Annotated in this window: 24 protein-coding genes and 2 pseudogenes; 11 read left to right on the plus strand and 15 right to left on the minus strand. The window is 66.3% G+C overall.

Annotated features, from left to right (window positions below; translation table 11 throughout):
* Nucleotides 1-75 precede the first annotated feature (75 nt).
* The gene (locus tag FPP74_RS00370; RefSeq protein ID WP_095277728.1) at nt 76-1,041 is read left to right on the plus strand and encodes a hypothetical protein; all 966 of its coding nucleotides are present in this window, start codon (nt 76-78) and stop codon (nt 1,039-1,041) included.
* Between the two features lie 17 nt (nt 1,042-1,058).
* On the opposite strand, the gene FPP74_RS00375 is transcribed toward FPP74_RS00370, so the two are convergent.
* From FPP74_RS00375 to FPP74_RS00390, 4 genes are read right to left on the minus strand one after another with little or no spacing between them, the layout of a single operon-like run.
* Nucleotides 1,059-2,486, minus strand: coding sequence for a PH domain-containing protein (locus FPP74_RS00375; RefSeq protein WP_144716771.1), 1,428 nt, complete (start codon nt 2,484-2,486; stop codon nt 1,059-1,061).
* The gene (locus FPP74_RS00380) at nt 2,483-2,995 is read right to left on the minus strand and encodes a PH domain-containing protein (RefSeq protein ID WP_233125502.1); all 513 of its coding nucleotides are present in this window, start codon (nt 2,993-2,995) and stop codon (nt 2,483-2,485) included. The genes FPP74_RS00375 and FPP74_RS00380 overlap by 4 nt, the downstream gene beginning before the upstream one ends.
* A 32-nt stretch (nt 2,996-3,027) precedes the next feature.
* Nucleotides 3,028-6,165 carry an error-prone DNA polymerase gene (locus FPP74_RS00385; RefSeq protein WP_095277733.1) on the minus strand — a complete coding sequence of 1,046 codons (3,138 nt, stop codon included), beginning with the start codon at nt 6,163-6,165 and terminating at the stop codon, nt 3,028-3,030.
* Between the two features lie 33 nt (nt 6,166-6,198).
* A complete protein-coding gene (locus tag FPP74_RS00390) occupies nt 6,199-6,756 on the minus strand; it encodes a DUF664 domain-containing protein (protein ID WP_095277736.1) in 558 nt (185 codons plus the stop codon).
* 88 nt (nt 6,757-6,844) lie between these two features.
* On the opposite strand from FPP74_RS00390, the pseudogene FPP74_RS12495 reads away from it, so the two are divergent.
* Nucleotides 6,845-7,018, plus strand: a pseudogene (locus tag FPP74_RS12495) (HTH domain-containing protein); the annotation flags it as partial.
* Nucleotides 7,019-7,048: 30 nt separating this feature from the next.
* Here FPP74_RS12495 and FPP74_RS12365 read toward each other — a convergent pair.
* Nucleotides 7,049-7,207: a hypothetical protein gene (locus FPP74_RS12365; protein WP_233126927.1), complete on the minus strand. Its 159-nt coding sequence runs from the start codon at nt 7,205-7,207 to the stop codon at nt 7,049-7,051.
* 135 nt (nt 7,208-7,342) lie between these two features.
* Between FPP74_RS12365 and FPP74_RS12500 the strand changes: the two are divergent.
* Nucleotides 7,343-7,573, plus strand: a pseudogene (locus tag FPP74_RS12500) (WYL domain-containing protein); the annotation flags it as partial.
* 54 nt (nt 7,574-7,627) lie between these two features.
* Here FPP74_RS12500 and FPP74_RS12370 read toward each other — a convergent pair.
* The gene (locus tag FPP74_RS12370; RefSeq protein ID WP_233126926.1) at nt 7,628-7,978 is read right to left on the minus strand and encodes a VOC family protein; all 351 of its coding nucleotides are present in this window, start codon (nt 7,976-7,978) and stop codon (nt 7,628-7,630) included.
* 68 nt (nt 7,979-8,046) lie between these two features.
* Complete coding sequence (locus FPP74_RS00400; protein ID WP_231699057.1) at nt 8,047-9,051, minus strand: ABC transporter permease; 1,005 nt, start codon at nt 9,049-9,051, stop codon at nt 8,047-8,049.
* An 89-nt stretch (nt 9,052-9,140) separates the two neighbouring features.
* Between FPP74_RS00400 and FPP74_RS00405 the strand changes: the two genes are divergently transcribed.
* Nucleotides 9,141-9,743 carry a TetR/AcrR family transcriptional regulator gene (locus FPP74_RS00405; protein ID WP_095536510.1) on the plus strand — a complete coding sequence of 201 codons (603 nt, stop codon included), beginning with the start codon at nt 9,141-9,143 and terminating at the stop codon, nt 9,741-9,743.
* A 183-nt stretch (nt 9,744-9,926) separates the two neighbouring features.
* Here the strand turns inward: FPP74_RS00405 and FPP74_RS00410 are convergent, their stop codons facing one another.
* On the minus strand, nt 9,927-10,334 hold the full coding sequence (locus FPP74_RS00410) for a low molecular weight phosphatase family protein (protein WP_038589864.1): 408 nt from the start codon (nt 10,332-10,334) through the stop codon (nt 9,927-9,929).
* A 9-nt stretch (nt 10,335-10,343) separates the two neighbouring features.
* Nucleotides 10,344-11,423, minus strand: a complete 1,080-nt coding sequence (gene arsB / locus FPP74_RS00415; protein WP_038589861.1) for an ACR3 family arsenite efflux transporter — start codon at nt 11,421-11,423, stop codon at nt 10,344-10,346.
* An 82-nt stretch (nt 11,424-11,505) separates the two neighbouring features.
* Here arsB and FPP74_RS00420 point away from each other — a divergent pair, with 82 nt between their 5' ends.
* On the plus strand, nt 11,506-11,853 hold the full coding sequence (locus tag FPP74_RS00420) for a helix-turn-helix transcriptional regulator (RefSeq protein WP_095553406.1): 348 nt from the start codon (nt 11,506-11,508) through the stop codon (nt 11,851-11,853).
* A 21-nt stretch (nt 11,854-11,874) separates the two neighbouring features.
* On the opposite strand, the gene FPP74_RS00425 is transcribed toward FPP74_RS00420, so the two are convergent.
* The gene (locus tag FPP74_RS00425; protein ID WP_133064907.1) at nt 11,875-12,105 is read right to left on the minus strand and encodes a hypothetical protein; all 231 of its coding nucleotides are present in this window, start codon (nt 12,103-12,105) and stop codon (nt 11,875-11,877) included.
* A gap of 495 nt (nt 12,106-12,600) precedes the next feature.
* Between FPP74_RS00425 and FPP74_RS00430 the strand changes: the two genes are divergently transcribed.
* The 4 genes from FPP74_RS00430 to FPP74_RS00445 are packed head-to-tail and all read left to right on the plus strand — an operon-like array spanning nt 12,601 to nt 16,105.
* A complete protein-coding gene (locus FPP74_RS00430; protein ID WP_095536507.1) occupies nt 12,601-13,491 on the plus strand; it encodes a MetQ/NlpA family ABC transporter substrate-binding protein in 891 nt (296 codons plus the stop codon).
* A 21-nt stretch (nt 13,492-13,512) separates the two neighbouring features.
* Nucleotides 13,513-14,397, plus strand: coding sequence for a MetQ/NlpA family ABC transporter substrate-binding protein (locus FPP74_RS00435; RefSeq protein ID WP_095277744.1), 885 nt, complete (start codon nt 13,513-13,515; stop codon nt 14,395-14,397).
* Nucleotides 14,397-15,428, plus strand: coding sequence for a methionine ABC transporter ATP-binding protein (locus FPP74_RS00440; RefSeq protein ID WP_144716772.1), 1,032 nt, complete (start codon nt 14,397-14,399; stop codon nt 15,426-15,428). The genes FPP74_RS00435 and FPP74_RS00440 overlap by 1 nt, the downstream gene beginning before the upstream one ends.
* Nucleotides 15,425-16,105, plus strand: a complete 681-nt coding sequence (locus FPP74_RS00445) for a methionine ABC transporter permease (protein ID WP_144716773.1) — start codon at nt 15,425-15,427, stop codon at nt 16,103-16,105. Before FPP74_RS00440 ends, FPP74_RS00445 begins: the two co-directional genes overlap by 4 nt.
* A gap of 157 nt (nt 16,106-16,262) precedes the next feature.
* Here FPP74_RS00445 and FPP74_RS00450 read toward each other — a convergent pair whose 3' ends face one another.
* A complete protein-coding gene (locus FPP74_RS00450) occupies nt 16,263-17,423 on the minus strand; it encodes a hypothetical protein (protein WP_144716774.1) in 1,161 nt (386 codons plus the stop codon).
* Between the two features lie 79 nt (nt 17,424-17,502).
* Between FPP74_RS00450 and FPP74_RS00455 the strand changes: the two genes are divergently transcribed.
* Nucleotides 17,503-18,279, plus strand: a complete 777-nt coding sequence (locus tag FPP74_RS00455; RefSeq protein ID WP_144716775.1) for an HAD family hydrolase — start codon at nt 17,503-17,505, stop codon at nt 18,277-18,279.
* Here the strand turns inward: FPP74_RS00455 and FPP74_RS00460 are convergent.
* Genes FPP74_RS00460 through FPP74_RS00470 form a run of 3 tightly spaced genes read right to left on the minus strand, consistent with a single transcriptional unit; the run spans nt 18,245 to nt 21,535 of the window.
* The gene (locus FPP74_RS00460; protein WP_144716776.1) at nt 18,245-19,177 is read right to left on the minus strand and encodes a sucrase ferredoxin; all 933 of its coding nucleotides are present in this window, start codon (nt 19,175-19,177) and stop codon (nt 18,245-18,247) included. The genes FPP74_RS00455 and FPP74_RS00460 overlap by 35 nt on opposite strands.
* A 42-nt stretch (nt 19,178-19,219) precedes the next feature.
* Entirely contained in the window at nt 19,220-20,767 is a 1,548-nt protein-coding gene (locus FPP74_RS00465; protein WP_144716777.1) for a DNA polymerase Y family protein, read from the minus strand.
* On the minus strand, nt 20,768-21,535 hold the full coding sequence (locus tag FPP74_RS00470) for a hypothetical protein (protein ID WP_186439347.1): 768 nt from the start codon (nt 21,533-21,535) through the stop codon (nt 20,768-20,770).
* Between the two features lie 130 nt (nt 21,536-21,665).
* On the opposite strand from FPP74_RS00470, the gene FPP74_RS00475 reads away from it, so the two are divergent.
* Complete coding sequence (locus FPP74_RS00475; protein ID WP_144716778.1) at nt 21,666-22,073, plus strand: hypothetical protein; 408 nt, start codon at nt 21,666-21,668, stop codon at nt 22,071-22,073.
* On the opposite strand, the gene FPP74_RS00480 is transcribed toward FPP74_RS00475, so the two are convergent.
* Nucleotides 22,074-22,742 carry a response regulator transcription factor gene (locus tag FPP74_RS00480; RefSeq protein ID WP_144716779.1) on the minus strand — a complete coding sequence of 223 codons (669 nt, stop codon included), beginning with the start codon at nt 22,740-22,742 and terminating at the stop codon, nt 22,074-22,076.
* Nucleotides 22,743-22,750 lie beyond the last annotated feature (8 nt).

The following is a 22,750-nucleotide window of genomic DNA, read 5'->3' on the forward strand; positions in this document are numbered from 1 at the left end:
TGTAGCGTACACCCCGACTGTTAGGATTTGCCCCTGTTCCCCCGTTTACACACAACGCTTTGAAAAGAGGCGCACATGTTTCCCACTCTGACGGCACAGCGTCGTCGCAGCCTCGCCGCAGTCGCGGCCGCGCTCAGCACCGCGGCGCTGTTGGCCGGCTGCGGCGACTCGGGCGACCCGGGCGATTCAGAGCCCACGACCTCCTCCCAGAATTCCGCCGCCGCCGAGATCTCGGAGATGCTCAATGCGCCCGTCGAGGCGGATACCTCGACCTCATCCAAGCCGACCACGTCCAGATCGACCGCGTCCTCCGCGCAGCGCTCGGCCGAGCCACCCATCGATCGGCGCGCGATCGACCCGGACAACGACGCGTCCGGCCAGCGCGGACGCGACGATAACCTGGGCATTTACTACCACAACTCCACGGACTGGCAATGGCTCCAGGCGCCGGGCGGGGTCGTTCCAGGCGGCATGATCCACAACGCCACGACGGACACTGAGTGCTCAACGGGCTTCCTCGCATCCAAGGGCGACCGCCTCTTTATCATCACCGCGGGCCACTGTGGCCTGGTTGGCGACGACTTCTACGTCAAGGATTCCAACGGCAATTGGACGCGCGCGGGCACGATGGTGGAGTCGCTGTGGCAGCAGGACCAGCGGACCACCGAATTCGGCGCGGACATCGGGCTCATCGAGCTTTCTGGCGAATCCCAGTACTCGTCCTCGCTGCCGTTGGACCGCCCGCTGCAAGGCTGGATCACCCCGCAGGAGGCGCAGCGCCAGGGCATGGCGATTTGCCGCCTCGGCGCGACCACCGGCTACTCCTGCGGCGAGTTCACCGAGATCGGCCACGACGGGCAGTTCTACTTCCGCAACATCTCGGACCGCGGCGATTCGGGCGGCGCGATCTTCGCTGTCAACAACCAGGGCGCGTGGGCGCTCGGCGTGACCTCCAACGGCTCGGACACCAACAAGACCATGCTGGGTGGGATGGAGATCGCCGGGGCCATCGAGCACTGGGGCCTCACCCTCCACACCTAGCTCGCCGTGCTCACCGCTTATCGACGCCCCTCTGCCACCCCATCAACCGCATCCTCACCTATCACGTCCGTGGGCTCCAGGGCGGGCAGGGTGCGGGCGCGGAGGGCGTCGACAAGCGTGCGCGCCTGCGCGTCGTCTAGGTCGCGGGCGGTGACCTTCACCGCGCCTGGGACGAGGTCGAAGCGCACGTGCGCCAGGCCGAGCCGGCGCTGCCACGGGCCCTGCCTGTAGGTGAGCTCCTGGATGTGCGGGATCTTGACTGCCTGGAAGCGGCGGGTCAGCCGCCCGAAGGTCACACGCGCAACGCCTCGGCCGCTATCCACCGCGACGCTCTGCTGCCGCCAATCCACCGGGGAGACCCAGCGTGCCTGGCGCGGGCTGCGCGCTGAGACGGTAACAGTAGGCACAGTAGGCACAGTGGGCACGGTCGGCCCTGTGAGTTCGGCGGCGGTGAGCGGGCCGATCGCGTTGACCACGCGGGCGGCCTGCTCGTAGGTGCCCACCGGGAGCAGCTTCGAGGTGCCCGAGGCCTTGTTCATTTCAGAGCCGTACCCCGCCACCGTCACCGTGACCTGCCACCACCCGAACGGGCGCCACAGCATGGACTGTTTCAGCTGCACCGCGTGGATCCGGTCCAGGGGCACCGCCTGGCGGCGGCGGTTGGCCAGCCCGAAGGTCAGGTTGACCACGTCGCCGTCGAGGGAGGAGTTGAAGCGCCACGACTGGTCGATCGTGCGCCAGATCTGCGGCAGGAAGCTCACCACCACCGGCACGACCGCGGCGATGGTCAGGCCGGACCAGATCGGAATACTTGCCCACGCAAGCGTGAACAGCGTGGAAAACTGCAGCGCCGCCGCGGCGAGCGAGCGCTTGATGGGGATCGGCGCGACGAGGTCGGGGGATGCGGTGGGGACGGTAAATGTGGCGTCGTCAAGCGGGGCCTGCCCGTGCATGCGCGCGAGGATCTCTTTGCGCAGCGACTCGGCCTCGCCGCGCGGGAGGAAGGCGATTTCGATGTTGGCCTGCGCGCCGCCGGCGGCCTCGATGCGCACACCGGCCAGGCCGAACAGGCGCGGGGCGAACGGCTCGACAATGTCTACGGCCTGGACTCGGTCATAGCGCGCCGTGCGGATCTGCGTGGTGAGCACGCCGCGGCGCATCTCAATCTCCTCGTCGTCGACGCGAAAACCCGTGCGCGCCCACCACAGCTGCGACACCCCGAAGATGACGATCAGGGCGAGCACCGCGGCACCGAGCGCCCACGCGGCGTCGGTGAGCCCGACGTCTTCCTCTTCCAGCCAGTGATAGATCGGCATGGTGAAGTTGAAAACGGCGATGGCGAGCAGGGCAAGCAGCGTCGTCCACACGCGCAGCAGCGGGGTGAGGCGGTGGACCCTGCGGTACTGGGGCTGGTGCTGTTTCTGGTCTTGCGCAGGCTGAGTCACAGGCCACTCATCCGTTCGCGAGCCTTGGCGGCCAGGCGATCACGCAGCGCATCCGCGTCCGCCTCCGGCAGGCCGGGCAGGCTGGCATCCGAGGTGGTGGACGCGGTGTTGACCACCAGCTTTTTCAATCCGAGGGCGCGGGCGACGGGGCCGGAGGTGACGTCGACAAACTGCACGCGGCCGTACGGGATGACCGTCATGGTGTGCCACATCTTGCCCTTGCTCAGCACCAGGTCATCCTCGGTTTCCAGCCACCCCATGTTGCGCACCTGGAACGGGATGAGGAAGTACTGCCAGACGAAGTAGACCGCGCACACCCCGAGCGGGATGGCCCAGCCCCAGCCCCACTTCCACCAGGCGAAGCCGAGAAAGCCCAGGACGATCAGCGCCCAGATCGTGTTGGAGACCAGTTTCGGCACCATCAGCTTCGGCGAGACGCGGTGCATCTGCTCCACGGACGTCGGCAGCTGCGGAACCGCGGGTTCTTGCGGAATCGGGGTGGTTGACATGGTGGTCAACCTACCAAAGACTCAGCGCATGCCTACCGGAAGTCGCGCGAGCCACGCGAGAGCCACTCCCCTACCTCGAGCGGCTCGAACTTGTCCGCCACCACGCTGACCGCGCCGGTGGCGTTTTGCACGATGCCGCGCACAATCAACGCCCGCGACGTGCGCGCGAGCACCCGCTGCCTGCCCCACAGGCCAGGCGAGACCATCACGTTAAGCAAGCCCGTCTCATCCTCCATCCCCAAAAACGTCAGGCCCTGGGCAGTGTGCGGGCGCTGCCGGTGCGTCACCACCCCGGCGATGCGCACACGGGTGCCGTCCTCCACGCGCTTCAGGTCCACCGCGCGCAGGATCCCCGCAGCCTGGAGCTGGTCGCGCAGTACCTCCATCGGTTGCGCATCCGGCGTTACCCCGGTGGCGGCGACATCGGCGGCGAGCAGTTCGAACGCGTTCATCCCCGGCAGCGCGGGCGCGTCGATGGCGGAGAGCCCGGGCAGCATGCCTTCGCGCTCGGTGGCGGCCACGCCCGCCTGCCACAGTGCCTGCCTGCGGTCCACGTCGAAGCAGTCGAGCGCCCCGGCGCGCGCGAGCGCCTCGACCTGCTCCACCTTCAGTTCCGCCCGGCGCGACAGGTCCGGGATCCCGCTAAACGGCTGGGCAGCCTCGACGCGGTCGGCGGCCGCGTCGCCAAGCCCGCGCACCAGGTTCAGCCCTACCCGGATCGTCTCGTTGTCCAGGCAGCGCGCCTCGCGGCCCGACTCGTTCACGCTCACCGGCAGCACGGTCACGCCGTGGCGCCGCGCGTCCTGGATGAGCGACTGCGGCGAGTAGAACCCCATCGGCTGCGCGCGCAGCAGGCCCACGCAGAACTGCGCCGGGTAGTAGCGCTTGAACCAGGCGGAGAAGTACACCAGGGACGCGAACGACTGCGAGTGCGACTCCGGGAACCCGTAGGCAGCGAAGGCAACGATCTTGGTCCACAGCTTCTCCGCCACCTCCTCCCCGATCTGGTTGGTCTCCCAGCAGCCGCGGAAGAAGCGGGCTTTCAGCGCGGCCATTTTGGCGGGTGAGCGCTTGGAGCCCATGGCGCGCCGCAACGCGTCCGCCTCGCGGCCGGAAAAGCCCGCGGCGTCGACGGCGATCTGCATGAGCTGCTCCTGGAACAGCGGGATGCCGAGCGTCTTGCCCAGCGACTTCTCCAGCACCGGGTGGTCGTACACCACCGGCTCGAGGCCATCGCGCCTGCGCAGGTAGGGGTGGACGGAGCCGCCCTGGATCGGTCCGGGGCGGATGAGCGCGACCTCCACGACCAGGTCGAAGAACACGCGCGGTTTGAGCCTGGGCAGGGTGCCCAGCTGCGCGCGCGACTCCACCTGGAACACGCCGACGGCATCGGCGCGGCAGAGCATGTCGTAGACGTGGGCGTCGTCAAGCGAAAGCTCCCACAGGTGCACCTCGCGACCGGTGGTGTCGCGCACCAGGTCGATCATGTGGTGCAGCGCCTCGAGCATGCCCAGGCCCAGCATGTCGAACTTGACCAAGCCTGCCGACGCGCAGTCGTCCTTGTCCCACTGCACCACCGAGCGCCCTTCCATACGCGCCCACTCCACGGGCACCACATCGGCGATCGGGCGGTCACAGATCACCATGCCGCCCGAGTGAATGCCCAGGTGGCGGGGTTGCCCTTCAAACTGAGCAGCAAGCTTATCGACGCTACCAGGCACCTCCTCAACGCCCTTGGCCCACCCATCCGCGGCCCCCTGCGCGTACCCCAGCGCGCGAGCCGCGTCCCGCACCGCGCCCTTGCGGCGGTACGTAATCACATTGGCCACCTGCGCGGCGTTGTCGCGCCCGTACTTGGCATAAACGTACTGGATGACCTCCTCGCGGCGGCCGGACTCGATGTCGATGTCAATGTCGGGCGGGCCCTCCCGGTCCGGGGACAAGAAACGCTCGAAAAGCAGCCCGGCAGAGATCGGCTCCGCATTCGTGATGCCAAGGGCGAAGCACACCGCCGAGTTGGCCGCCGACCCCCTGCCCTGGCAGAGGATATTCTCGCGGCGGCAGAACTCCACGAAGTCGTGGACGATGAGGAAGTAGCCGGGGAAGTTCAGCTCCTGGATCACGTCCAGCTCGTAGCAGATCTGCGCCAGCGCCTTGGCGCGGACCTCCTCCGACCAGGAGGCGTAGCGCAGCTTCGCGCTGGCGAGGGTGAGCGCGCGCAGGTGCTCCATCTCGCTGCGCCCGTCCGGGGTATCAAAGCGCGGCAGTTCCGGGGCGACCAGGTTGAGCGTAAACGCGCACTGCTTCGCCAGCTCCACCGTGTAAGCCAGTTTGTCCTCGCAGCCCGGGAGCATGCGGGCGAGCTGTTCGCCGGAACGCAGCCAATTCGCACCCATCGGATGCAGGTGGCCGTTGGCCTGGGCGAGCGAGTCGCGCCTGGCCAGCGCGCGCTTCGCCTGCGCGAGGCGCGCGTGTTCCCGCGTGGCTGCGCCGGGAGCGGCAGTAACAATGGCGGGCAGTGTGTCGTGACGGTCCAAAAGCTCGTGGTGCTCCGCGTCTTGCGGGGTCATGGACGCCTCATACTCGCGCACGACGTTTCCGGGCCCGAACGCATCGACCAGACGATCGATGGCACCCTTTTCCTCTGCCCACTGCCAGCCCGCCAGCACCACGCAGGTCCCGCCGAGTTCCTCGCCGATCAGCTCCAACGGCGGGTAGGCCACCTTATCCTTCTCGCGCGTTGCCATGTGCGCCTCCGCCATGAGGTGCGACAGGCGCTTGTAGCCCTCGGGCCCGCGTGCGATGACGGGGAGGACGCGCCCGTCCAGGGTCAGCTCCGCACCGAAGACGGTACCCACTCCTGCAGCCGCGGCGGCCTCCGCGAACTTTACCGCCCCGTAAAAACCGTCCCTGTCCAGCAGCGCGAGCGTCTCGACGCCCAGTGCCGCGGCTCGCGCGACCATCTCCTCCGGCTCGCTCGCACCCGAGAGGAAGTTGTAGGCGCTCACGGCGTGGAGCTCGGCGAACGGGACGCGCGAGGTGCTCGACACGCGCTGCGGGCTCTGAGCAGGCGCGGTGTGCTGCACCGGCACGGGTGCAGCCGTCTCCGCGCCGGAGAGGATCCGCTCCAGCTTGGACCACGAAAGTGGCGCGCCTCCATTGAATCGCATGTTCGAAACGCTAACAGGTTTCGAACCTCCGTGCTACCTCGCCCAGGGGGTGACGTACTCGTTAGGCTCCCACCCCTCGGTTGCGGCAAGAAGCTCAGCCGCCTGCGCGCCATCAAGTTCCTCGCGCATGATGTCCGCATGTCCCGCATGCCGCGCGAACTCTTCCACATAGTGCACATAGAGGTAACGCAGCTTCGCCGGACGCGCCTCATCCATGCCATACCAGGGGAAGGGGCCGACAGGCAGCTCCGCCTCCAAGTCGCCGCCACGACTCATCTGCATAAAGTCAGCACGAACCACATCGAAGCGCTCCAACAAAACCTCCAGCACTTCTTCCTCGGTCGGCACAAAGCTCGAGGCAAAGTCCACAGCCGCATCCTTGTAACCTTCGTTTCCGGCTCGGGAGAGCGACTGTGCCATCACAAACGTGACGTGCTTGAGAATGCCACTGACACTCAGATCACTACGCAGTGGTGTGCGGCGCGCAGCGGCATCATCAAGCCCGTAGGCGCTGGCACGGACCGCATCGAGTTGCGCATCGAGGTAGTTGCACAGAGTATCCAGCTCATTGTCCTTGCGTGGGAAGTACATCAGGTTTCCTTTCTGTCGAACGATGACACCGATACCCTAAAATGCCTTCCGGACAGCTCTTGTCCGCAGTGTGAAGCACAATAGAGCAATGGCGGATACAACACAGCGAGTCCTCCAACTCCTCGGACTCTTGCAAGCGCGCGCCACTTGGCAGGCACACGAGCTCGCAGCGAAACTCGGCGTCACGGAACGCACGGTTCGCAGAGACATCACTCGCTTGAGAGACCTCGGTTATCCAGTCCATTCGAGCCGCGGTCTTGACGGCGGCTATCAGCTCGGCGCAGGCCGACATCTACCGCCACTCCTGCTCGACGATTCCGAAGCCATCGCACTCGTGGCCAGTCTGCGTATGAACGCCCTTTCCGGCACCGACGAATTCGGCGAGGCCGCATTCCGAGCCCTTACCAAACTCGACCACGTCATGCCGCCACGCCTGCGAGCCATCACGCATACGCTCACAGGCGCCTCGACCACACTCAATCACGAGGGTTCCGCTACCCAGCAACAACAAAAAAGCAATCTAAAGCTGCTCCAGCAGCTCACCAACGCTCTCCGAGATCACGTACTGGTGCGCTTTACGTACCACAAACCGTCCGCCACCCCTACGGAGCGCGAGGTTGAGCCAGCCAAGCTCTTAACCCAAGGAGAGTACTGGTACCTCCAAGCCTTCGACAGAGGCCGCAACGACTGGCGAACGTTCCGACTCGACCGGATAGCAGAGCCCCACGTCACTACATGGACGTTTAGCCCTCACGCAGCCCCACCTCCAGCTTTAAGCACCAATATCGCGCAACGTTTCAGCTGCGTGGCTCGCGTCCAACTCACAGCGGCACCGGAAGAGGTCGCCGCCCGAATCCCCTCCTCGTACCGCTCAGAGATCGAAGCTACTGATCACGGCGTTGCCGCCGTCGTCGGCAAGCGTTGCGTAGAGCGCCTCACCTTCCTCCGGCGTCTCCACGTACGCGGTGAAGCCGAAGTCGCCCCGGTTGAGGCTGGTTTCATTGCGCTCGAGGTCGTCTCCGCCCGAAATGGAAAACGGACCGGTAAGCGTGGCGTGGGCGATAGCCTCGCACGGCGGGTCGAAGGGGAACTTCACCCCTTGATCCAGCTGTTCGCCGTAGGTGAGCAGCTCAAGATCGCCGCCGAAGACGGATTGGTAGAACTCCAGCACCTCGCGTGCGTTGCCGGGGAAAGAAACATAGAGCTGTGTCGTCGTTGCCATGTGCGCCGAATCTAACAGGACATGAGAAACACCCGCCGACGCTCGACGGGTGTTTGGGTGGAGACAACCTACGCGGTCTTCTCCTTCGAACGGTCGAAGGCCAGCAGAATCAGGCCAACGACGATCCAGCTGCACAGGACGATCCAGGAACCCTGCGCGTCCGCGCCGTCGAAGAAGCTCAGCGAGCGCACGAGGTAGCCGGTCGCACCAATCGGCATGAGCTGGCCCAGTGCGGACCAGCCGGCCGGCAGCAGCCATGGGCCTGTGGCCAGGCCGGCCAGCGGGTTAGCCACAAAGATGGTCAGCACCGCGCCGAGGCCAGCACCCGGCACGCCAAGAAGTGCGCCAAGACCGGCGGTGACCGACGAGGTTGCGGCGATGCCGGCAGCGATAGCCAGCCACTCCATGCCCACGCTGCCGCTGAGCGAGCCGTAGATGCCGTGCAGCATCCAAACCGCAACACCCGCGCCGAGGATGGACACACCCGTGATGACTGCGACCTTCGACCACTTGCGGCCACGAAGCAGCACGGTTGCAAGCATTCCGGAGATCACGCCACCGAACGCGAGCGGCAGGCCGAGCAACGCGAGGCCCTGGGCCTGCGGGTCATCCTCGGTCGTGGGGGCGAGATCCTCGGTCTCCACCGGCATGCCGGAGGACTGCATGTTCTGGGCAAGGCCATTGAGCATCTGCACGTACGGTGCACCGTTACCGGAAGCGGTGTAGACCGTGGCGCTGCCCTGCCCGATTGCGATCGCGCCGACCGCGTCGCGGTTTCGCACCATATCTTCAGCCTCGTCCTGTGAGCTCACCACGACGAAGTCCGGGTGCTCCTCCTGCTGCTCCGCCTGAGCACGCAGCTTCTCAACGACCGGCTCCGGCCCCGCCACTGCCACCGGCACCCCGTCCGGGCCGGAGGCGAAGGTGGGCGCAAGAAACGCCCACAGCATGAGGCCGAGGATTATCGGCAGGCCCAAAATCAGGGCGATGGTCTTTTTCACGGTGCTGTTGGTGTTGTTGATGCGGCTGCCATCGGTGGTGGCGGTTTCCTGTTGCACCACGGTTGTGCTCATCGTTTCCTCCAAGTGGAACAGACTGTTTCGCTTTTACGAAGTGGATCATATTGTTTCATTTTTCGGTTGTCAAGGGTAAAGTGCCGGATATGCGAAAAGATGCTGCTGAAAACCACAAAGCGCTTGTAGAGGCGGCCACGACGCTCATTGCCCAGATGGGGCCGAAGGTCTCGCTGCGCACCATTGCGAAGGAAGCAGAGGTGGGTGTTGCCACCGCGAGCCGCCACTTCCCTACCAAGGATGACCTCTACCGCGCGGTGCTGGAAAACATCATCGACAAGATGCGCGCGATCGTAGACAAGCACGTTCCCCGCCTCCCCGGCGCCCCCGAGGCGACGTGGCGCTGCGCCATCACTGAGATGGTGGACAACGGCTTCCCTGCCGTCGGCCAAGAATTCCTGCCCGTGTTCGCACCCCACATGGGCCAAGAGGAACGAAACATACTGATAGAAAAGGTAAAAGCCCTCTACCGTCCCCTCCTCACGGAGGCGAAAAAGTACGGGCTGTGCCCCGGCGACCTCGACGTCCTAGACTTCCATTTCGGCATCATCACACTGTCGCGGCCGCTGCCAACCATCGCAGAAGAGGTGTTCGCCCGTAGCAGGGGGTGGCTCGTAGACGTGTTTATCGACGGGCTGCGGGCGCAGGCCGAAGGGTCACAAAGCAACCACTCACAAAGCACAATCGTGTAATTCGTGCCACAATGCGGCGGTGTGAGGATCGAGAAGCAACGCTCCCGAAAACCGTCCAGCAATCCGAAGTACGCAACCTCCCCCTCCACCACCCACTACCGCGGCACGTCGCCGGCACGCATGCAGGCGTCACGGTTCCGCAATAAGCAGCGCATCCCGATGACTCCGGCGTATTAAAGGCCGTTACAGGAGTTCGTCGATAAGCGAGCGCACACGGGCGTCAATGTCGTCGCGTACGAGGCGCATGCGCTGCATGCCTTCGATGCCGCGGAGCGAGGGTTCGTCGGTACGCCAGCGCTCCAGCGTGCCGCGTGCGTCGTCGGGCATGTCCACCTGCGCGTCTTCGCCGAGCACCACAACGCGATCAACGCTGCGCAGCAGTTCCGGATCGATGGGTTTGGGCGTGCCGCGCGACATGTCGGCGCCGGCCTCTGCGATCGCCTCGACCGATTCCTGGTTCAGCGACGTGCCAGGTTTGGTGCCCGCGGAGTGGATGCCGAGCTGGCTACCCGCGTGCTTCTCGGCGAGCGCCGCCGCCATCTGGGACTTTCCGCCGTTGCCGACGCACACAAACAAGACTGAGGGCTTCATAACGTCTCCTTAGGACAATTTGGGCAGGGTTGGGTCACCCGGGAACAGTTTCGGGCCGATCCCACGCATGAGGTAGACGAGGCCGACGAGGATAGGGATCTCGATAAGCGGCCCGATGGTGCCCGCCAGCGCCTGGGCGGAGGTGGCGCCGAACGTGCCGATCGCCACTGCGATGGCCAACTCGAAGTTGTTGCCGGCAGCCGTGAACGCCACCGAGGCCGACTGGGCGTAGTCCATGCCGGACAGTTTGGCTACCAAGAGTGCAATAGCGAACATGCCGACGAAGTAGCACAGCAGCGGGATCGCCACCCGTGCCACCGTCCACGGCTGGGAGAGGATCTGGTCGCCTTGCAACGAGAAAAGCAGGACGATTGTGTACAGCAGGCCGATCAGCGCGAGTGGGGAGATCCGGGGCAGGAAGGTGTTTTCGTACCAGTCGCGGCCCTTGGTGCGCTCGCCGATAATGCGAGACAGCAGCCCGGCCAACAGCGGGATACCCAAAAAGACCAGCACGGAGGACACGATCGCCCAGAACGAGAACTTCACCGAGGTGGTTTCCAGCCCCAGCCAGGCAGGCAGGATTTGCAGGTAGAACCAGCCGAGTACGCCGAACATGACCACCTGGAACACCGAGTTGATAGCTACCAGCACTGCGGTGGCTTCCCGGTCAGCGCAGGCGAGGTCGGACCACACCAACACCATGGCGATGCAGCGGGCGAGACCGACGATGATCAAACCGGTGCGCAGCTCCGGGGCATCTGGCAGGAAGATCCAGGCGAGCGCGAACATGAACGCGGGGCCGACAATCCAGTTCAAGATGATGGACACGGTCATGAGACGTTTGTCGGTGGCAATCTCGCGGGTCTTGTCGTAGCGCACCTTGGCCAAAGGCGGGTACATCATGACCAGGAGGCCGAGCGCGATCGGAAGCGAGATGCTTCCGACTTCGAGACTCTCAAGTGCGCCCGAAAGCCCCGGCACCGCTCGGCCGAGGGCGAGGCCCGCCGCCATGGCGAGCATGATCCACACCGGCAGGAAGCGGTCAAGAAACGACATACGCTCTACCGGCTGAGAGGTTGTGTCTTCCATCTGGAATCCTTATCTATTGACAGCATTCAAAACGAACACTAAACAGCATATTTATCACTGTCAATATGACGAGGTAGGAAGAATGAACGATTACGTCGCCACCACAGAAAACACCGGCCTCGACTGCTGCTCGCTGGGCTCCGGCTTGCTCTCCGAAGACGACGCGACGCGTTACGCGGACCTGTTCAAAGTTTTAGCGGACCCCGGCCGACTACAACTTCTCTCCAGAATCGCCGAAGAGGGCTGCGAGCCGATGAGCGTGGGCGAACTCACGCAACGCTCCGGGCTAAGCCAACCGACAGTTTCCCACCACCTCAAAATGCTTACCGAGGCCGGCCTCCTAGAAAAGAGCCGCCAGGGCAGGACAGTCATACACCGGCTGCGCCCGGAGCTGTTCGAGGAACTTCGCACCGTGCTACAGATGGACTGAGACTAACGGGCGCAAACCCCGTTACTCCGTGGCGCGTAGCTTGGCCACGTCCTCAGCTGAATACGTCGCCGCAATCTGGGTGTCATTGCCGCCGGAGAGGTTCACTTGCGACAGACGTACCCGGCGCGCAGCGCGCAGTGGTTGAGCCAGACGTCGTCTGCGCGCGGTGCAACGACCAGAAAATCGGTGCCGCTCGACGAGACGAATGGCCATGCCAGGCGGGCAGAGCACGCCATCGACGCCGGTGATCACGCTGTGGCCGGGGAACTTGCGGCAGGTTTAACCCTCGCGCAGCCCCATTCCCAGCATTAAGCACCAATATCGCGCAACGTTTCAGTTGCGCGGCTCGCGTCCACCCCACAGCGACACCGGAAGAGGTCGCCGCCCGAATCCCCTCCACGTATCGCTCAGAGATTGAGGCTACTGATCACGGCTCTAGTTTCATCACCGGTGCGCCGGACTGGGACGATCTTGCATGGCATTTGCTCTGGGTATGTCGCGATTTAGACACTCAACTACTCATGGATTCCAGCCCCGAAACCGACCATCTGCGCGACGCGCTGCGCCGCATCGCAACGGACGCGCAAAATGCCGAAGCAAACACAGCTCGCAGAGATACGCATGGGCCAATTCCAAAGACAAGATAGACAGCTTAGTAAGCAATATCCCGCAAAAATAGACTAAGCGGTACATTGGGTGCTAGATTTCTATCCGTCAACAATTCCCGAACTCAACAAAGGAGCCAACATGCGTATCTCGCGCACTCTCGCCACGATCGCGGCCTCCACCCTTCTTGCCACCAGCCTCGTCGCCTGCTCGAACGAGTCCGACGACACGGCCGGCCAGAACACCGACGGCGACGGCAACGTCACCGTCAAGATCGGCACCACGGATGCGGACCAGAAGGCGTGGTCCGTCTTCTCGGACCTAGCCGCCGACGAGGGCATCGACCTGGACATCGTCCAGTTCTCCGACTACGCCCCGGTCAACGAGGCGCTCGCGCAGGGCGAGCTGGACCTGAACAAGTTCCAGCACATCCTCTACCTGTCCTCCTATAACAAGGACTCCGGCAACGACCTCAAGGTCGTTGGCTCCTCCGAGATTTACCCGCTCGCCCTGTTCTGGAAGGATCACGACTCCCTCGACGGCATTGAGGGCGAAGAGGTGGCCATCCCCAACGACGACACCAACCAGGGCCGCGCCATCAACGTGCTGGTCCAGGCAGGCCTGCTGGAGTTGAAGGACGGCGCTGACGAGTACGCGCCGGCTCCGGTCGATGTAGACACCGAGGCGTCCAAGGTCTCCGTGGTCCCGGTGGACGCATCCCAGACCCCGTCTGCGTACGGCGAGGGCCGCCCGGCAATTATCAACAACTCCTGGCTGGACCGCGCCGGCATCGAGCCGGATCAGGCCATCTTCCAGGACGACCCGGGCTCCGAGCAGGGCGAGCCGTACATCAACGTGTTCGCCTCCCGCGCCGAGGACGTGGAAAACCCGACCTACGTCAAGCTCGCCGAGCTGTGGCACGACCCGGCCGTGACCGAGGCGGTCCAGGAGGACTCCCGCGGCACCGCCGTTGAGGTCAGCCGCCCGGCCAACGAGCTCAACGACATCCTCGACCGCCTGCAGAGCAAGTAGTTAGCAAAGGAATTTACCGTCATGCGTACCAACCGTTTCCTCGCCGCAGCAGCGGCCTCCGTTATCGCCGCGACGAGCCTTGTGGCGTGCGGCTCCGAGTCGGATTCGTCGAATAGCTCCGGCGATACCACCACGGTAAAGATCGGCACCACCGACGCCGATCTGAAAGCGTGGTCCGTGTTTGAGGAGCAGGCCAAGGAGCAGGGCATCAAGCTGGACATCGTCCGCTTCTCCGAGTACCCGCAGGTCAACCCGGCGCACACCGAGGGCCAGATGGATGTGTCGAAGTTCCAGACCATCAACTACCAGGCGCAGTACAACGCCACCTCCGACGAGGATCTCCGCATCGTCGGCTCCGGCGAGATCAACGTGCTGGGCCTGTTCTGGAAGGATCACGATTCCGTCGACGGCATCGAGGGCCAGGAGGTCGCGATCCCGAACGACCCGTCCAACCAGGGCCGCGCGATCAACGTGCTCGTCCAGGCCGACCTGCTGAAGCTGAAGGAGGGCGCGCCGAAGCTCACGCCGACCCCGGCAGACATCGACGAGGCCGCCTCCAAGGTGAAGGTCGTCGCCGTCGACGCCTCCCAGACGCCGAACGCGTACCACGAGGGCCGCCCGGCGATCATCAACAACAACTGGCTGCAGCGCGCCAGCATCGACCCGGCTTCCTCCGTCGCAGCGGACGACCCGAACTCCGAGCTGGCCGAGCCGTACATCAACGTCTTCACCGTGAAGGCGGACGAGGTGGACAACCCGACCTACGAGAAGCTCGTGGAGATCTGGCAGTCCGCCGAGGTCACCGAGGCGCTCAACGAGGACTCTAACGGCACCGCCGTGCAGGTCCAGCGCTCCAAGGAGGACCTGAACAAGATCCTCGATGAGCTTGTGGAGGAGTACAAGTAATGTCCACCACCGGCACCCGGATCGAGTTCCGGGACGTTTCCAAGGTCTTCAAAACCGGCAACCGCGAAGTCACCGCCGTCGACGGCGTCACGCTCACCGTCGAGCCGGGTGAAATCCTCGGCGTCATCGGCTACTCGGGTGCCGGTAAGTCCACGCTGGTTCGCCTCATCAACGGCCTCGATGCCCCCACGGGCGGGCAGTTGCTTCTCGACGGCACCGACGTCGTCGGCAAGTCCGAGCGCCAGCTCCGCAACATTCGCCGCAATGTCGGCATGATCTTCCAGCAGTTCAACCTCTTCAATTCCCGTACCGCCGCTGGCAACATTGAGTACCCCTTGAAGCTCGCGGGCGTCGATAAGCAAGAGCGCACACGCCGCGTGAACGAACTGCTCGACTTTGTGGGCCTGGCCGAGCGCGGCAAGAACTACCCCGAGCAGCTCTCGGGCGGACAGAAGCAGCGCGTCGGCATCGCGCGCGCCCTGGCCACCAACCCCTCGCTGCTGCTCGCCGACGAGGCGACCTCCGCGCTCGACCCCGAGACCACGCACGAGGTCCTCGAGGTGCTGCGCCGCGTGAACGAAGAGCTCGGCATCACCATCGTGGTCATCACCCACGAGATGGACGTGATCCGATCCATCGCCGACAAGGTCGCCGTCATGGAGGCCGGCAAGGTCGTCGAGTACGGCAGCGTCTACGACGTCTTCTCCGACCCGCAAACCGCGGTGGCCAAGCGCTTCGTCTCCACCAGCCTGCGCAACACCCCCAACGAGGTCGAGGCACAAGAGCTTCTCGACGCCGCGCCCGGCCGCCTCTTCACCGTCGACCTCTCCGAGGACTCCGGCTTCTTCGGCGCCGCCTCCAAGGCCCGCGAACGCGGCGTGAGCGTCCAGCCCGTGCACGCGGGCATTGCCACCCTGCAGTCGCACTCCTTCGGCAAGATGACGGTGCGTCTCAACGGCGACGACGCCGCCATCAACGAGTTCCTCCACACCCTGCAGTCCACCACCGACATTGAGGAGATCACCCGATGAACGAAATGATCCTCGCCGAACCCGACTGGGACCGCCTCGGCCCCACCTTCATCGAATCCATCGGCGACACCATGTGGATGGTGGGCATCACCATGGTCGTCGGCGGCTTCTTCGGCCTGCTTCTGGGTATTTTCCTCTACACCACCCGCCGCGGCGGCATCCTGCAGAACGCGGTGGTGTACTGGATCATCAACATCGCCGTGAACTTCTTCCGGCCGATCCCGTTCATCATCATGATCGCCATGCTCTACCCCATCACGCTCGGTGTGGTAGGCACGACCATCGGCCGCGGCGCCGCCACGTTCGTCATGTGCTTCTCCGCCACGTTCACCGTGGCCCGCATCGTGGAGCAGAACCTGGTGGCCATCGACCCGGGCGTGATCGAGGCGGCCCGCTCCATGGGCGCCGGACCGTGGAAGATCATCCAGTCCGTGATCCTCCCCGAGGCGCTCGGGCCCCTGATCCTGGGCTACACCTTCATCTTCATCGCCGTGATCGATATGTCCGCGATGGCCGGCTACATCGGCGGCGGCGGCATCGGTGACTTCGCCATCGTCTACGGCTACCGCCAGTTCGAGCCGCAGGTCACCTGGGCGGCCGTGATCGTCATCGTGGTCGTGGTCCAGCTCGCGCAGCTGCTGGGCAACGTGCTGTCGAAGAAGGTCATGCGCCGGTAGGTGTAGGCTGCTCTGGTCTGTGTGACGAGAACCCCTTGACGAAGGTGCTGGGAATCATCAGCGACCTCGTCAAGGGGTTCTCGTCATGTGTCTTGTCGGGGCCGCGCACGTCCCGTCCGCCGCGCAACCCCGCGGCCCCCGCAGCCCGACGGCCAGCCTAGAGCTCCTCGGCGAAGAGCGTGACGTTCTCTGCGGCCAGCATCTCCATGGTCAGGTCGTCGACGGGGATGGCCTGGAACGCCGCGCGGTCGGGCAGGCCCTCGTCGGTAAGCTGCCCGGCGCTGGCGTCCATGACAGCGACCATCCGGACGTACTGGTCGGCGGTCAGGCTGGCAACAAGGCCCTCAATGCTGTCCTCGTTGTCCTCGCCGAACCACCACGGCGGCACCAGGTCGTTGACGGCGCGCGGCAGCCAGGACTGAATGTGCTCGAGGAGCCCCATCAGCGCCCCCAGCCCGAGCGCCTCCGGCTCGGTCCGCTCGGCCATCCTGGCCACAACGTCCGCCATGTCCAGAGGGAACTCGTAGCGGGGCGAGTGGGCCGCGAGGAATCTCAGGGACTGCGCCAGGGCGTCGATGACAAGGCGTCGATAGGCGTTGTCCTCCTGGAAGGCGTCGGTGAAGCGCAGGTCGCTGACCTGCTTGGCATAGGCCGCCTCGGCGTAGAAAGACGCGGGAGGCAGGCCCGGGAGGGCGTCGAGCATGCGCTCGGGCACCGCGGCGAGCGCGCGGAGAACGCCGAACGCTGGGCCGTCGGTGCGCAGCGTCACGGCCGCCATGATGTCCGCAACCTCGGCGTACACCTCCAGCTCGGGCGCCGGGTCCTCGGTCCAGAGCGAGGCGTGGAACGCCAGCCCCTCATCGGTCTGCTCCGGCGCGGGCAGGAGGCCCGGCAGCTCCGCGCAGACCTGCTCGACCGCGCCCAGGTCGAAGTCGCCGGCCGCAATCCACCCGCGGCGGGCGAAGTACCGAGCCGGGACAAAGCGCGGGTCCAGTTCCGACAGCCGCGCCAGTTCCTGGTCGATCCGGTTCAGGCGCAACATTGCCTCTGCGGGTGAGATCCCCTCGTCGAGCGCCTCGCGCAGCTCCCCGATGCCGTTGAGCGTGTGTGCCAGCGACTCGACCGCCTCGTTCGGGTATTCGGTCGGCAGCTCCTCGGAGCCGGTGTATTCGTCCGCGGCCTCCCGCACCGCGTCGACGAGAGCCTGCGCGAATTCCGCCTGCTCCTCGTCCTCGGGGCGGAAGAAACGCGGCGCGACCTCGGCCTGGATCTGCAGGGGTGCGCCGCCAGCATTTGTTTCCCATTGTGCGATAGCCATACGGGAAGTATATGGGCGCGGACGCGAAGCTGCCGTCGCAAGCACATGACCTCTTGGTGCCCGCCGTAGACTTAGTCGTATGAAGATCGCGGCCTTTGACTTCGACGGCACCCTCCACCACCCCGCCGAGCCCAACGGGTTCAGCCCCGCCGACCTCGCCGCGATCAGGGCGTGGCGCGACGCCGGCCACCTGGCCATTTCCGCCACTGGCCGCTCCCGCTCCGCCCTCGCCTACGGCATGCGCGGCAGCACGCTCGCCTTCGACTACCAGGTGTTGTCGAACGGCGCGTCCGCCGCCACCGGCGATAACCGCGAGCTCATCTTCGGCTACACCATCGACCCGGACGTGCTCCTCGCCGCGCTGGACGCCTTCGGCGATCGCGCCGGCCTGGCCATCTACGGCACGACGATCGGCCCCGTCGACGGCGTCTTCGCTGACAACACCGGCGGGGTGAGCCACTTCACCGAGCACTTCACCCCCATGACCCGCGCGGACATCCCGGAGCATCAGTTCGCGGTGGTGCCGATCTGGGTGCCCACGGATGAGGCGCTGCGCCGCGAGGTCGTGGCCTGGGGCGAGTCGCTTGCCGGGGACTACACCGTCGCGCAAAACCAGCAGTACGTGGACATCATGGCGCCGGGCCGCACGAAGGGCGCGGGTATCCTCGAGCTCCTTGACCGCCTGCACATTGACCGCTCTGACGTGGAGCTTTTCACCTTCGGCGACTCATGGAACGACATGTCCATGCACGCCATCGCGGACCATTCCTACAGCTTCGCCCACTCCCCGGCCGATGTCCGCGCGGCCACCGACCACGTGATTACGCGCGTGGCGGACGCGCTGTCACCGCGGTAGGCACCCAGCTCTCGCCGTCCTTCGCGGGCTTGCCGCACGACGGCACGACCCCCGAAATCTCCTTGCGCGTCAGCTCCACGGTGTAGGACGCCCCGTGCTTATCGACGCGCACGTATCCCCCATCATCCGTCACCGCAACGTCGGTGACTTCCAGGTCGCCGTAGCGCACCTGCTCGCCGGCACGCGCCAGTTCGGCCGCGACCGCAACTTCGGCGGCCTGCGCCGGGGCGCTCAGCGTGCCGCGCCCCCGATTGCCGGGGACGAAGTACTCGCCGCGCAGCGCGGCCTCCAGCATGGCGTCGGTGGCCTCGAGCGTCATCCGGCCGAAGCTGTAGGCCCAAGGCATGAGCAGCATCGTCGGCGCGAAGCGGTGGCCCTTGATGTGCGAGGTCTCCCACACCACGTCGTTGCCCTTACCGAACGGATACTTCTGCACCAGCTTGTTGATCATGCTGCGGCCCTTCACCGCGCAGCAGCGGTCGCGCTTGGCGTGCGTGCACACCAGTAGTAGCGGTTTCGTGCGGCTGACGGCACCCGCGTTCTTGCCCGGGCCGGAAAGGTCCAGCTCCAGAAGCGCCTCGGGGCCGTCGACGTGCATGACCTCGGTGACCTCCTCTTCGGCGAAGACGAGGTAGACGTGGTGGTCGTCGATCTGGCGGCCCTCGCGCGTGGGGTGGCGGATGAGGAGCAGGGAGGCGTCGTACTCGGCGAGGTGCGCTTTGAGCTTCTCGGTGAACTCTGCCCCGAGCGTGCCGCCGTCGAGCACGTCGTGGGTCCAGGCGTGCGGCCACTCGAAGAGCACGTACGTCGAACCCGGCTTCGCCGTGCCGGGAAGCGACTCGACCTGGACGTCGGAACAGGACGCGGCCGGGGTACTGGTCAACGTTTCCTCACTCATGCCCTCTACCCTACAACCTTTAGGGTGCCCTAATACACGGCCTCAATACACCGCTTCGACGCGCCAGCTGCGCCGGGTCCACACCAGCAGCCACGCTTCCTCGACGCTGCCCGCCTCCGGCTTCTCACCGACGACCTGGAGTCGCGCCACGCGCTGCCCGGCCGCACCCCACCAGCCTTCGTCCACGGGCCAGGGGCCGGCCCACCCCGTGACCAGGTACTTGTGCTCGCCCCAGGCCAGCGCGTAGGGGTCCGAGGACAGGAGGGCTTCGGCGGTGACGGTGATGGGGTGCGCGTGGGCGTCGATAAGCATGATGCGCGAGGCCGGGTGGTCGATGCCGCCGCCGAGGCGCGCAGGCAGCGGCGCGGGGATCGCGCCCGGCCAGGGACGCGCGGCCGTGGCGGGAGGCTGCTCGCCGAAGGGGGAAAAGGCGATGCGCTCGGCCACGCCGCGGCCGCCGACGGCGCGCGGCTGGACCACTGCGTCGATGCCCAGCTGGGACTGCACGCGCTCGATCACGCGGCGCGCCTCGCCGCGCGTCTGTGCCGCCCCGCCGCCGAAGAGCTCGCGCGCCTCGGGCGCGGCCAGCTCGAGTGGCTCCAGGATGAGGGAGGTGATCGCGCCGGCGCCGCCGCCGGTGAGCCAACCGTCGAGCTGCCAGCGCACCCGGTCCGCGGTGGCGGACTCGGTGAGTGCTTCGCGGGTGCGCCAGACGCGCTCGACGCGCTCGCCGGTGGCCAGCTCCGCAATCACTTTCAGGCGCAGGCAGCTCGCGCCGCGCTCGGCGAGCCGCTCGTGCAGCGTGGCGGCCAGCGCGCGGGCGGCGAACGCGGCGGCGTCGACGCGCTCGATCGGGTCCTCCGGGGTCAGCCCGACCGCCAGGTCCGCGGCCGGGAGTTCGGGGGCGACGCGGCGGTCCGGTGCGGCGCTCGCGATGCGGTGGATGCGCATCCCGCCGGCCCCGAAGCGGGTGGTTACTGCCTGCGGCGGCAGTTGCGCGAGCTGGCCCAGCGTGGTGATGCCCAGCTGGCCGAGCGCGTTGACGGTCGGGATGTCCGCGCCGAGCGCCACCTCCGCGACCAGGGTGTTCAGTGGCTGCTGCGCGAGGAATTGCGCGGACGCGCCCGGGGCGACGAGTTGGGAGGTGCGCGTGGCAATCACCGCGGTGGCCAGCTCGTCGGCGGCGCCCACGAAGGCTTCAATGCCGCTGCGTTGGGCGGCGTCCAGCATCATTTCCAGGGCCGTGTCCTCGCTTCCGTGGAAGCGGGCCGCCGCCTGCAGGTCCGCCACAATCAGGCCGGGGCGCAGGACCTCGACGGAGGCGGCGACGTCGTCGAGCCCGCCGGCGAGCGAGGCGAACATGCGCCCGTCGCGGTCCGGGTTGTCGTCTACCACCGTGAGCTCCGGCGCGAGCGCCTGGGCGTTGCGCACCCGCATGCCGCGGCGCACGCCCGCCCGGCGCGCGGCCTGCGAGCACACCTTGATCCGGTGCTGCGCGGCAATGGCAATCGGTTCTTGCAGCGTATCGGCCGCGTCTAGGGTGGCGGCCTGCACGGGCCAGTCGGGGAACCACAGCGCCGCCACCCGCATTTAAGGCACCGCCTTCAGGCGGCGGCCGGAGGCAGCATTCCCGGCACCCGCAGCGCCCGCAGCGCTCGCAGCACCTGCGCCGAGCGTGAGCGTTACCGTCGCGCCCGGCCACCCCTTCGCCTCGGCGCGCACGCGCACGTCGATCCCCCGGATGCGCCCCGTACCCCGACCGATGCCGTGGAACTGCGCGATCTGCCCGGTGACCCGCAGCGCGGGCGAAGGCACCGACACGTTCACCGCCACCAGCGCCGCGTTGCCCTTGCGCAGTCGCGCGAGCAGCGGCCTCGCGCGCACCGGGCTCAGCTGGAGCGCCGTCCGGGTGCGCAGCACCACCAGGTCGAGCCCCTCCGCGAGCACGCCCGCCACCGCGAGGTCCTCGATCCCCGGCTCCGGCACCGCGATCACCCGCTCGAGCGCACTGGCCGCCACGCCCGCGTACGAGAGCTCCGGCCACCCGATCACACCCGCGCTGCCTCCCGCCCCGGCAACACGGTCGAGCAGCTCGACTACCAGCGCGGGCGTCTCACTCACCTGCGTGACAGCGTGGCGCGGCAGCCCGCCATTCGGCAACACCTGCGAAAAACCGCCGCCCACAGGCAGCACATCCTCGCCCACCGCAACGTTCGGCGCGGCCTGCCCGCCCATCTCCGCCATCCGGGCGCGGAGCTGCGCAATCTGGGCATGCCGATCCACGTCAGGGACGCTTTCCGCACCCTGACCTGCGCCGTTTCGCACCCCACTGAGCGCTCGAATGGACGTTCTGTTCACGCCACATAGTATGCATCCCACCCCGAACATGAGCAACCGTCGAGGTCGCACGGGTTTGCGAATATAGCGAGCCACGCTTCTCGACGCCACACCCTCCGCCACCCCACCTACCCCTGCTACAGTACTGCCCATGTTCCCCAGCGACATCCGCTCCCACGTCACCCCGATCCCCACCCCGCTCGCCGTGCGCGCCGCGGGGTCCGCGGGGGTGGCCGGGTCGGTGGCCATCATGGCGTCGTCGGCGCCAATCGCGGTCCGGGCAGGCGTCGCGCTTGCCTGCATCGCGGTGGCGCTCGGCGTGACGCTTGCGCACCCCTACCGGCGCGCAATGCGCGAATTTGCGGCGCAGCAGCAGGTGGGCACGGTGGCGTCGATAAGCATGCTCGTGCCGTTGATGCTGTGGTGGTTGCTGCTCATGCTGGCCCCTCTCGTGCAGTGGCCGGCATGGGGTGCGCTGCTCGTGTTCGTGGGACTCTTCGCGCTCGCGTGGCTGCTCTACCCGCACGTTGACGGGTCGCGGCGGCTCGCCTACGCCTAGCTAGTCCAAGTCCCGGTCCGCAGCCCAGCGGGTGAGCTGGTGGCGGTTGGAGGTCTGCGTCTTGCGCAAGATATTCGACGCATGCGTCTCCACCGTCTTCACCGAGATGAACAGCTGCTTGCCAATCTCCTTGTAGGTGTAGCCGCGGGCGAGCAGGCGCAGCACCTCCAGCTCGCGGCGGGTCAGCGCGTCCACCGCAGGGTCCTCCACCTTGACCGGCTCGCCTGCCGGATCCTCGACCACCCCGCCCGAAGCGAAGGCGTCGAGGACGAAGCCGGCCAGGCGCGGCGAGAAGTACGCATCGCCGCCGTCAACTCGGGCGATCGCCTCGGCGAGCTCCGCGCCGTCGATGTTCTTCGTCACGTAGCCGCGCGCACCTGCGCGGATGAGCGCGATGACGTCCTCGGCGGCGTCGGACACGCTCAGACAGAGGAACTTCGCGGCCTGCTCCCCCTGCTGCGTCTTTTGCACCGCGCGCAACACCGCCAGCCCGCCGCCGTCCGGCATGTGCACGTCGAGGAGCACGACGTCCGGGTTGCTCGCGCGGATGCGCTCGATCGCCTCGGCGACGGTGCCGGCTTCGCCGACAATCTCGACCTTTTCCGCCAGCTCGGCGCGAACGCCGGCGCGGAACACGGAGTGATCATCAACTAGAAAGACGCGAACCATACCCATAA

Origin of the sequence: Corynebacterium sp. NML180780, from assembly GCF_007786415.1 — a bacterium.
In the GTDB taxonomy this organism is placed as follows: Bacteria; Actinomycetota; Actinomycetes; order Mycobacteriales; family Mycobacteriaceae; genus Corynebacterium; species Corynebacterium gottingense.

Excerpts from the sequence above, each read along its gene's own strand:
- FPP74_RS00370 (WP_095277728.1), top strand. The coding sequence starts at position 76 with ATGTTTCCCACTCTGACGGCACAGCGTCGTCGCAGCCTCGCCGCAGTC.
- FPP74_RS00440 (WP_144716772.1), top strand. The coding sequence starts at position 14,397 with ATGTCCACCACCGGCACCCGGATCGAGTTCCGGGACGTTTCCAAGGTC.
- FPP74_RS00445 (WP_144716773.1), top strand. The coding sequence starts at position 15,425 with ATGAACGAAATGATCCTCGCCGAACCCGACTGGGACCGCCTCGGCCCC.
- FPP74_RS00430 (WP_095536507.1), top strand. The coding sequence starts at position 12,601 with ATGCGTATCTCGCGCACTCTCGCCACGATCGCGGCCTCCACCCTTCTT.
- FPP74_RS00450 (WP_144716774.1), bottom strand. The coding sequence starts at position 17,423 with ATGGCTATCGCACAATGGGAAACAAATGCTGGCGGCGCACCCCTGCAG.
- FPP74_RS12370 (WP_233126926.1), bottom strand. The coding sequence starts at position 7,978 with ATGGCAACGACGACACAGCTCTATGTTTCTTTCCCCGGCAACGCACGC.
- FPP74_RS00480 (WP_144716779.1), bottom strand. The coding sequence starts at position 22,742 with ATGGTTCGCGTCTTTCTAGTTGATGATCACTCCGTGTTCCGCGCCGGC.
- FPP74_RS00460 (WP_144716776.1), bottom strand. The coding sequence starts at position 19,177 with ATGAGTGAGGAAACGTTGACCAGTACCCCGGCCGCGTCCTGTTCCGAC.
- FPP74_RS00390 (WP_095277736.1), bottom strand. The coding sequence starts at position 6,756 with ATGTACTTCCCACGCAAGGACAATGAGCTGGATACTCTGTGCAACTAC.
- FPP74_RS00405 (WP_095536510.1), top strand. The coding sequence starts at position 9,141 with ATGCGAAAAGATGCTGCTGAAAACCACAAAGCGCTTGTAGAGGCGGCC.
- FPP74_RS00385 (WP_095277733.1), bottom strand. The coding sequence starts at position 6,165 with ATGCGATTCAATGGAGGCGCGCCACTTTCGTGGTCCAAGCTGGAGCGG.
- FPP74_RS00400 (WP_231699057.1), bottom strand. The coding sequence starts at position 9,051 with ATGAGCACAACCGTGGTGCAACAGGAAACCGCCACCACCGATGGCAGC.
- FPP74_RS00455 (WP_144716775.1), top strand. The coding sequence starts at position 17,503 with ATGAAGATCGCGGCCTTTGACTTCGACGGCACCCTCCACCACCCCGCC.
- FPP74_RS00465 (WP_144716777.1), bottom strand. The coding sequence starts at position 20,767 with ATGCGGGTGGCGGCGCTGTGGTTCCCCGACTGGCCCGTGCAGGCCGCC.
- FPP74_RS00380 (WP_233125502.1), bottom strand. The coding sequence starts at position 2,995 with ATGTCAACCACCCCGATTCCGCAAGAACCCGCGGTTCCGCAGCTGCCG.
- FPP74_RS00435 (WP_095277744.1), top strand. The coding sequence starts at position 13,513 with ATGCGTACCAACCGTTTCCTCGCCGCAGCAGCGGCCTCCGTTATCGCC.
- FPP74_RS00410 (WP_038589864.1), bottom strand. The coding sequence starts at position 10,334 with ATGAAGCCCTCAGTCTTGTTTGTGTGCGTCGGCAACGGCGGAAAGTCC.
- FPP74_RS00420 (WP_095553406.1), top strand. The coding sequence starts at position 11,506 with ATGAACGATTACGTCGCCACCACAGAAAACACCGGCCTCGACTGCTGC.
- FPP74_RS12365 (WP_233126927.1), bottom strand. The coding sequence starts at position 7,207 with ATGCGTGATGGCTCGCAGGCGTGGCGGCATGACGTGGTCGAGTTTGGT.
- arsB (WP_038589861.1), bottom strand. The coding sequence starts at position 11,423 with ATGGAAGACACAACCTCTCAGCCGGTAGAGCGTATGTCGTTTCTTGAC.
- FPP74_RS00475 (WP_144716778.1), top strand. The coding sequence starts at position 21,666 with ATGTTCCCCAGCGACATCCGCTCCCACGTCACCCCGATCCCCACCCCG.